Annotated in this window: 5 protein-coding genes, 1 tRNA gene and 1 pseudogene; 2 read left to right on the top strand and 5 right to left on the bottom strand. The window is 42.8% G+C overall.

What is annotated here, in order from left to right:
- Positions 1–62: 62 nt before the first annotated feature.
- The 4 genes from B2R65_RS02760 to murB all read right to left on the bottom strand — a co-directional run bounded on the left by B2R65_RS02760 (position 63) and on the right by murB (position 2,971).
- Positions 63–138: transfer RNA gene (locus tag B2R65_RS02760), tRNA-Thr, on the bottom strand.
- A 111-nt stretch (positions 139–249) separates the two neighbouring features.
- Complete coding sequence (locus B2R65_RS02755) at positions 250–975, bottom strand: type III pantothenate kinase (protein WP_138685029.1); 726 nt, start codon at positions 973–975, stop codon at positions 250–252.
- The gene (gene birA / locus B2R65_RS02750; RefSeq protein ID WP_286740846.1) at positions 972–1,964 is read right to left on the bottom strand and encodes a bifunctional biotin--[acetyl-CoA-carboxylase] ligase/biotin operon repressor BirA; all 993 of its coding nucleotides are present in this window, start codon (positions 1,962–1,964) and stop codon (positions 972–974) included. The genes B2R65_RS02755 and birA overlap by 4 nt, the downstream gene beginning before the upstream one ends.
- Entirely contained in the window at positions 1,964–2,971 is a 1,008-nt protein-coding gene (murB, locus tag B2R65_RS02745; protein ID WP_273587905.1) for a UDP-N-acetylmuramate dehydrogenase, read from the bottom strand. Before murB ends, birA begins: the two co-directional genes overlap by 1 nt.
- A gap of 133 nt (positions 2,972–3,104) precedes the next feature.
- Here murB and B2R65_RS02740 point away from each other — a divergent pair, with 133 nt between their 5' ends.
- Positions 3,105–4,949, top strand: coding sequence for a M1 family metallopeptidase (locus B2R65_RS02740; RefSeq protein ID WP_029774313.1), 1,845 nt, complete (start codon positions 3,105–3,107; stop codon positions 4,947–4,949).
- A gap of 168 nt (positions 4,950–5,117) precedes the next feature.
- Here the strand turns inward: B2R65_RS02740 and B2R65_RS02735 are convergent, their stop codons facing one another.
- Positions 5,118–5,729 (bottom strand): DUF2057 domain-containing protein, encoded by a 612-nt coding sequence (locus tag B2R65_RS02735; RefSeq protein ID WP_024033947.1) that lies wholly within the window; start codon positions 5,727–5,729, stop codon positions 5,118–5,120.
- 88 nt (positions 5,730–5,817) lie between these two features.
- On the opposite strand from B2R65_RS02735, the pseudogene B2R65_RS02730 reads away from it, so the two are divergent.
- A pseudogene (locus B2R65_RS02730) lies at positions 5,818–5,891 on the top strand (histidine triad nucleotide-binding protein); the annotation flags it as partial.

Here is a 5,891-nt window from a genome sequence, read left to right as displayed (position 1 = left end):
TTGGCCGCTCGGGAACCCCTCCACGATAATTCTTTACTAATTCACTTTCGGTAAAAGGAAAGTGGTGCCGACTAACCGAGTCGAACGGTTGACCTACTGATTACAAGTCAGTTGCTCTACCAGCTGAGCTAAGTCGGCACTGCTTTAGTACGGGGCGAGATATTAGAGTAAGGTTTATTATGATGCAACTATAAAATTAAAAAAAATGTAATTTTTTAGCTTAAATGCTCACAATTCATGCAAAAGTGCTTAATTTTGCTGTTTTTCGTCGTTTTTACTTAGCTCATGCCAATAATTTAATCCTTTCATAACCAATAAAGAATCAAAAATACTGCCACTTATTTGTTGCTGTAACAGCAAACCGTAACCACCGGCGCACAAAATTTGTGGTTTTTGTTCGCCTGTTACGTGTTTAAGTTGGTATTTGGCCTGTTCAATAGCGCCTAATGTTGCCACCAGCGCGCCATTTTTTAATCCGTTGGGTGTGTTTTTACCTAGCTCGTTTAAAAAGGGGGTATTGGCATCATCAAACACGCGCTGAGTATTTTGTGTTAATGAGCGAGTCATTAAATCAAGGCCGGGCAATATCCAGCCCCCTAAGTGCTCGCCTTCGCCGCTCAATACATCAATAGTGGTTGCAGTGCCAGCATCAACAATAATGCATGGTGTGTTAGGGTAAAGTGTAAAACCTGCCACCAGCGCAAGCCAGCGATCAATACCTAAATTGCTAACCTGTTCATATGCGCAGCTTAAGCCACTGAGATTTTTACTAACATGCGCCTCAAAACACGGAATACTTTTTTTGGCGGCTAATGTGAGCGCGTCATTTAATAATTCACTGTTACCTACACAAGCATACACAACCTCAGTTATTGCTTGCCACGGCACGTCGCTCATAGAAACGGGCGTTGCTTGTTGCTCGCGCCATAAGGCCGCTTTTAATGACGTATTACCTACATCTATTAGCAGTTTCATAATTCGGCCTTTCTTAACGAGATTTCGCCGCCATAGTAACTTTTAACTTCGCCGTCTTGGCGAATACGTATTCCGCCGTGCTGATCAATACCCTCACAAATACCCCGCCAGCTTCTGTGCCCCGTATTTAGCTCTACGCATTCTCCTGCAAAGGCGTTTAGGGCGTTCCACTGTGCGTACATACTGTTTAGCCCGTCTTGCTGGTAATCTGCCAAGCGCTGCTCTAAATAAACGGTAAGCGAAGCTACTAACTGGTTTTTATCAAGCGCAGTGGTGTGTTGGCTTAAATCTGTCCATGCTTGGTCAATGTGTTCGCTGGTGTTTTGCGGCATTTGTAGATTTATGCCAATACCAATGACTAGCTGACAAGGGCCTTGCGGTTGCCCATCTAGCTCAACTAATACTCCGGCTAATTTTTGCTTATTTATGTATATGTCGTTTGGCCATTTAAGTTCAACGTCTATATCGTAAAGTGCTTTTATAGCATCGTATACCGCAAGCCCTACTGCAATTGATACGCCCATAGCAGCTTGCAGGCCATCATCTAAACGCCAAAAATAACTGTAATATAAATTAGCCCCAAATGGAGATTGCCATACCCGTCCTCGCCTTCCGCGCCCGGCTTGCTGCATTTCGGCAACCACAACAGTGCCAGACTCAAGCGCGACTTTATTTTGAATACGGCGCATTAGCTCGCTGTTGGTTGAATCTATAATAGGGTGCACTTCTACTTGGGCTGTATTGGCACCTAATGCGTGGTAATGTTTGGTTATATCGGCTTGGTTTAGCAAACCCACCGCATTGTTTAAACTGTAACCTTTACCCGTCACTTTAAATATATCGAGCCCCATGCCTTGCAGTGTTTGAATATGTTTACTCACTGCAGCACGGCTTATACCCAGTTGCTCGCCAAGGGCTTGGCCCGATACAAAGCCACCTTGGTTAAGTGCATTTAATATAGCTAGTTTATTTCCATCTGGTGCTTTCATTACGCGTGCTCCGTAGTAATATGGCATTCACTATTTGTGTTTATAAGCCTTACTTCGTGCTCTAGCATTATGCCGTAACGTGCAAACACCGTATTCTGTATATGCGTGATCATAGCGATTAAATCGCTTCCTTTACTATCACCATGATTAACTAATACCAGCGCCTGCTGCTGATGCACCTCAATCCCTGCTACTGTAAAGCCCTTCAAGCCCGCTTGGTCAATTAGCCAACCTGCCGCCACTTTGTGATGGTTTTCCCCATAGGGGTAATGCGGTAAATCACCAAACCGCACAAGCAGCGCTTCTAAACGCGCATTGCTAATAATCGGATTTTTAAAAAAGCTACCCGCATTGGCTAAAGTGTATGGGTTTGGCAGCTTAGCGTTACGAATTTCAATAACCTGCTCAAATACCATTTTAGGGGTGGGATTTTGCAATACTTTGAGTGGGCCATAACTTAAAACTGGCTGCCACTTCTTAGGGAGCGCTAAATTAACTTGAGTGATCACCGCTTTGTTTTTTAAAGCATGTTTAAAAATAGAGTCACGATAAGCAAACTCACACTGTGCGTTAGTTAAAGTCACCTTGGTTTTTGTGGCAATATCAATGTATTCAACCGACTCTACAAATTGAGCCAGCTCAACACCATAAGCACCAATGTTTTGTACCGGCGACGCCCCAACGGTGCCCGGAATAAGGGCTAGGTTTTCAAGCCCTGCAATATCTTTATCAAGTAAATAGCTTACTAGCTTATGCCAGTTCTCGCCCGCAGCTGCACTCACTAATACGTCATTTTCACGCTCGGTAATAGTAATGCCCTTAGTGGCCATTTTAATTACGGTGCCTGCGTAGTTTTCTAAAAATATTGTGTTGCTACCTTCCCCTAATAAACAAAACGGAGCACTAAAACGGTGTGCTTTAAGTTGCTCAACCGAGGTTATTTCAACAAAATGCTGGCATTGATTGTTTAGTGCAAAGGTATGTAAAGGTTTTAATGAGTGCGCCACAAAGGTCTCTGAGTGTACTGGTAACTAATCGCAGTAGTTTACCTTATTGTCGCAAAGAATGTAAAAATCACTCAACCCGCTGTATCAATCATGATATAAAACCTGCACTTATTATTAGTGTTCAGGGTATTTTATGAAAATTAAACCTCTTTTTTTAAGCCTCGCTATGGCCGGTATGTGCTCGCAAGCAATGGCAAACGCGATTGATCAAAACTCATACGCCAACCTAGATGATGTGGTAACAACACACTTAAACCTTGATTTAGATGTCGATTTTGCCGACAAGCAATTAGAAGGTTTTGTTGAGCACACGCTAAAGTGGAACAATGACACGAGTAAAAAGCTGGTACTTGATACCCGCGACTTAGACATTGATAAAGTAATGTACCAAGACACCTCGGGCGATTGGCACAAAGCTAAATTTACACTGGCAGATCGCGATGATGTTAAAGGCTCAAAACTAACAATTACTTTAAAAAGCCAAGCGCCAAAAGTACGTATTTACTACAACAGCCGCCCAGAAGCATCTGGCCTGCAATGGTTAACACCAGAGCAAACAGCCAGCAAAACGCACCCGTTTATGTACAGCCAATCGCAGGCTATTCACGCTCGTAGCTGGTTACCAGTACAAGATACCCCTGCCATGCGCGTTACTTACTCTGCCCGTATTCATACACCAAAAGATATACGTGCCGTAATGAGCGCCGATAACAAAGACGCACTATACAAAGATGGCGACTACCACTTTGAAATGCCACAAGCTATTTCGCCGTACTTAATTGCGATTGGTGCAGGTAATTTAGAATTCAAAGCCATGTCAAAACAAACTGGTATATTTGCCGAGCCTGAAATTTTAGACGCTTCGGTTGCCGAGTTTAACGACACCCAAGCCATGATCGACAAAACCAACGAAATGTATGGTGAGTATGCATGGGGCCGTTACGATTTATTAATGTTACCGCCTAGCTTTCCGTTTGGTGGTATGGAAAACCCGCGTCTTTCGTTTATTACCCCTACCGTAGTTGCTGGCGATAAAAGCTTAGTAAACCTTATTGCGCATGAGCTTGCACACTCTTGGTCTGGTAACTTAGTTACCAACGCTACGTGGGAAGATTTATGGTTAAACGAAGGTTTTACCTCTTACGTTGAAAACCGCATCATGGAAGAAGTGTTTGGCCGCGACCGCGCCGTAATGGAGCAAGCTTTAGATGCAGCAGGCTTACGCGCTCAGCTTAAAACCATTGATGCACCCGATACGCGCCTTAATTTAAAACTTAATGGCCGCGATCCAGATGATGCATTTAGCTCAGTGCCATACACTAAAGGGCAGCTATTTTTAATCTACCTAGAAGAAAAATACGGCCGAGATAAGTTTGATGACTTTGTTAAGACCTACTTTAATGAGTTTGCATTTAAATCGCTGACTACTGCGCAATTTGTTACTTACTTAAAAGCTAACTTAATTGAAAAATATCCAGGCGTTGTAAGCATGGATAAAGTGAATGAGTGGATTTTTGAGCCAGGTTTACCAAGCGATGCACCTAACCCAACATCGGATGCGTTTGATAAAGTAGATACAGCAAGCGCAGCATGGTTAAAAGGTGAAACAAGCGCAGCACAATTACCTACGGCTCAATGGACAGTGCACGAGTGGTTACACTTTTTAAATAACCTACCACGTGATTTAAGCTTAGATAAGATGAGCGAGCTTGATAAGCAATTTAACTTAACGCAATCAACCAATGCAGAGCGCGCGTTTGCATGGTTTATGTTAGCGGTAGGTAATGGTTACCAACCTATTTACCCAGCGCTTGATAAGCACTTATCAGGTATTGGCCGCCGTAAATTAATTGTGCCGTTATACAAAGCACTTATTAAAAATGGTAAGCGTGAGTGGGCACACGATGTATACATCAAAGCACGCCCAGGCTACCACCCGCTTGCACAAGGCACCATTGACGCTTTATTTGATAAATAAACAACCTGTGCCATCCCTAAAAGTGTTCACACCTTTAGGGTAAAACAGCAAAACCATTAAAAAAGGCCGATTTATCGGCCTTTTTTAATACTGTAATTTTCTCAAACTAAAAACTGTAACTAAGCTCAGCGCAGTTAGCGCTTAAAATTAGTAGCTGAGATAAGTTTATTATTCAACGCCTTGGTTCGTTACCTTTTCTAAAAAGGCCTTTCGCTCAGCAAGCGTTGCTTGCTGCCACCAAAATTCTAGCATTTGCGGTGCACTTGGCATGCCTTTGCCATTAATAGGCGCAATAGGCTTAATAGGTTGGCTTGGACGCGTTGGACCCGCTGGCACCGTATTTTGTAAAGCAGGCTTTTGACTTGCAAGCTGTGTATTTGAAATAACACTAAGCGGCTGTGCCACAGACGCGCCCTTTGCTTTTAAACTTACCTGTGGTGCCTCAGCAAATATTTTCGCTGATACCGCGTTATCGGCACGATTAAACACCATGTCGTAGTCTTTGTTATCGTCAATAGTAATGTCTACCCAAAACGGTTCAGACTCTATTACCTCATGATCGTCAAAGCCTAGCTCGTATAAATCGGTGTATTTTAATTTTAATCGATAAGAGCCTGGATCAAGTTCAATGTCGTCAACGCGGCTAAATAGAGAGCTTTCAATCACTCTTTCGCCGACTTGTAAAGGCACTAACTCTTCAGGAAAGTGAATATTTCCGGCACTTACTGACATACTCATCAATAGTGCCGCAGCTGCAGTTATTAACATTGGTTTACGCATAAAAACTCCTTTATTTGTTTTGAGTTTGACACTGCAAACAAAATTTGTCATTAGTGACTTTAAATTCAACCCTTACACTGAAACGATTATGAGCACAGAAACAATATTTACAAAAATTATTAACCGCGAAATTCCTGCCGACATTATTTACGAAGACGACAC

Origin of the sequence: Pseudoalteromonas sp. UBA2102 (assembly GCF_002331165.1) — a bacterium.
Classification (GTDB): Bacteria; Pseudomonadota; Gammaproteobacteria; order Enterobacterales; family Alteromonadaceae; genus Pseudoalteromonas; species Pseudoalteromonas atlantica.
Note: the sequence above shows the minus strand (reverse complement) of the source record. Positions and strands in the feature narration are given on the sequence as shown.

What these genes read in the sequence shown, in the direction of transcription:
- B2R65_RS02755 (WP_138685029.1), bottom strand. Translation starts at nt 975, where the DNA reads ATGAAACTGCTAATAGATGTAGGTAATACGTCATTAAAAGCGGCCTTA.
- birA (WP_286740846.1), bottom strand. Translation starts at nt 1,964, where the DNA reads ATGAAAGCACCAGATGGAAATAAACTAGCTATATTAAATGCACTTAAC.
- B2R65_RS02740 (WP_029774313.1), top strand. Translation starts at nt 3,105, where the DNA reads ATGAAAATTAAACCTCTTTTTTTAAGCCTCGCTATGGCCGGTATGTGC.
- B2R65_RS02735 (WP_024033947.1), bottom strand. Translation starts at nt 5,729, where the DNA reads ATGCGTAAACCAATGTTAATAACTGCAGCTGCGGCACTATTGATGAGT.